Source organism: Ascidiimonas meishanensis, assembly GCF_037782385.1.
GTDB classification, from domain to species: Bacteria; Bacteroidota; Bacteroidia; order Flavobacteriales; family Flavobacteriaceae; genus Ascidiimonas; species Ascidiimonas meishanensis.
Genome location: NZ_JBBEXD010000027.1, coordinates 1 through 2,938 on the forward strand (window position 1 = coordinate 1; position 2,938 = coordinate 2,938).

The 2,938-nt window shown below is 39.2% G+C and carries 1 protein-coding gene; it reads right to left on the reverse strand.

Annotated features, from left to right (window positions below):
- The coding region (locus WBG07_RS19230) for an amino acid adenylation domain-containing protein (RefSeq protein WP_340203741.1) at positions 1 to 2,938 on the reverse strand (2,938 nt) is incomplete at both ends.

Sequence of the window (2,938 nt, forward strand, 5' to 3'; positions counted from 1 at the left end):
GTTGGATTGTTGATCTAGCTGTTGGTAACTTAGTTGAGTGTTTTCAAAAACGACTGCTATATTTTCGGGAGTCTCTCTCACCTGTTGTTCAAAGAGATCCACTAGTGTTTTGTCTTTGGGATAGGAAACCTGAGTATCATTAAAGGTATGTAACAAAAGGGAGGTTTCCTGTTCTGGTAAGATACCCAAACTACTAACTTCCAGAGCTGTTTCATTTTCAAGTCCTTCCAAGATTTTTTCCAGTGCTTGCTGCATATAAGACATTATACGCTCTGGATCAAGACTAGGATCAACTTGAGCTGTTAGCCCAAAATCAGTTCCAAGATCATCTACACTTACGTTAAACGGATAATTGGTACGTTCTTGACCTTCCAAGAAAGTAATACCTAGTTCCATCTGAGGATTGACATCCTCAGATGGCATTGGGGAAGAATGGCGATAATTGAGTAGCGCACTGAATAGAGGTGCATCATTAGGAATACCACTCCAATGCTGGATATCGGATAAAGGTGTTTGCTCATAGGGTAATAAGTTTTGCAACTGAGATTTCACTTTTGCAAGATATTCTGGTAGACTACCTGATAATTTCAATAGTACAGGCAGTGTATTGATAAATAAGCCTAAAGAGTCCTCTGCCCCTAAGGAGCCTTGTAGACGTCCTGAGAACAGAGATCCGAAGATTGCATAGTTTGTATTGCTGCAACGTCCAACAACTAGTCCATAGGCTGCATGGAAGAATACTGCAGGAGTAATTCCTAAAGTACTTGATATTGATCGAATCTGACGACTTAGATTCGATGATACTATGCAGTTAGCTTCTTTAATCTGAGTTCCGTCACCAAAAGTGTTGGATAGATCAAAAGGGTAGGTTGGTAATTCAATTTTTCCATAGCGATCTTTAAAATAAGCTTTGCTATCATTGGTTGCTTGCTGATGTAAGGCGTGCCCGATAAAATTACGGTATAAGACCGGAGTGTTCAGTTGAATTAAATTTCCTGACAAGTAGAGTGTAATTTCCTGAACAATTTTTTCAAGCCCCACATGGTCTAATATTAAATGGTGTTGGTTTAGGATCAGGTAATAAGAACCTGACTCAGTTTCTTCAGCTGTTTTGAGTCTTAATAAAGGAGCCTTTGTAAGATCCATCCACTGATTACCAGGAGCGGTCATAGCTTTTAATTCGGATAGAATATCTTCAGCATCTTTGAGATCTAATGGTTCTATCGTTAAATGAGCTTCTCTTAAGACCACTTGAACAGGATGTGGAAGGCTCTCGCTTATAATACAGGTACGCAACACGTCATGACGTGCGACTATAAATTGAAGAGCTTCAATAAATTCGGATCGCTTCTCTAGATTTGAAAAGGACAGTAAACTCGGAAGAATGTAAGGATCTCCCTCGGCAGGAGAACTCATCAAATGATGAAAATGGATTCCTTGTTGTAATGGAGCTAGAGGATAGATATCCTCTATGTTTGAAACTCCTCCTGGAACAGCGGCTATGATCTTATCCAAATCTTCTTGACAAAAATTGAGTAAAGGAACCATGGAAGGGGTAATGGTATCAGAGTCGGTAGTAATCCCATTATCAGGAACGCTATAAGTATCGGATATTGAGGTCAGCTTTCTATTTAAATCACTGATGGATGGAGTTTCAAATATGTCTTTCACCCTGAGATGAAATCCTTGCTTTTGTAGACGAGAAATTAATTGCACCACCAACAGGCTATGCCCACCTAGTTCAAAGAAGTTGTCGTGTACACCTACCTTATCGATACCTAGTAACTCTTGCCAGATGGCAACGAGCGTTTGTTCGGTTTGATTTCTGGGCGGGACATATTCTCGGTTAGACAACAGGGAAGTATCTGGATCTGGCAGTGCTTTTTTGTCAAGTTTTCCACTAGAGTTTAAAGGCATAGATTCTAACTCAACCCATATAGTGGGTACCATGTATTCAGGTAGGCTTTGTTTCAAGCTATCCTGAATTATTTTTTTATCGATGGTTTCTCCCATAACAAGATACCCTACTAAACGTTTGTTACCCAGTGCATCTTCTTTAGCCAATACACAACAGGCGGATACGCCTTTGATCTTAGTTAAAGCATTCTCAATCTCTCCTAGTTCGATACGGTATCCTCGAATCTTGACTTGGTTATCGATTCTTCCTATAAACTCAATATTTCCATCTGGCATCCATCTGGCGAGATCCCCTGTTTTATAGATGCGTTCACCTTCAACAAAAGGATTCTCTATAAACTTTTCTTTGGTGAGTTGTTCATTGTTCAAGTAACCACGGGCAACTTGAACCCCTCCAATGCATAACTCTCCAATGACTCCAATGGGGAGTAGTTGTTGAAACTTGTCAACGATATATAGACTGGTATTAGCAACGGGGGTTCCTATTAAAACATTAGTAAAAGAAGTTTCTAAGGGAACTTTCCATGAACTTACATCTATCGCAGCCTCAGTAGGACCATATAAATTATCTAAGCGTACGTTTGTAAATTTATCTTTAAACAACCTTATTTCCTTAAGCGCTAAGTCTTCTCCACTACACAAGACACGCTTTAGACTACTACAATCTCCTAAGGTTATATTATCTAAGAAGACCCTTAACATCGAAGGAACAAAATGAATGGTAGTGACCTTATGAGATGTTATTAGAGTTTTTAGATATTCTAGATCTTTATGTCCTTGGGGTTTAGCAAATACTAATTTGGATCCACAGGTAATAGTCCATAATAACTCCCAAACAGATACATCAAAACAGAAAGAGGTCTTTTGAAGCACTACATCTTTATCGGTAAGTTGGTAGTGGGATTGGGTCCATAATAATCGGTTTACAACGGCCCTATGTTCAATCATGACCCCTTTGGGCTTTCCAGTACTTCCTGAAGTATATATGACATAGGCTAGATTTTCAGGATAGGCTATTCTA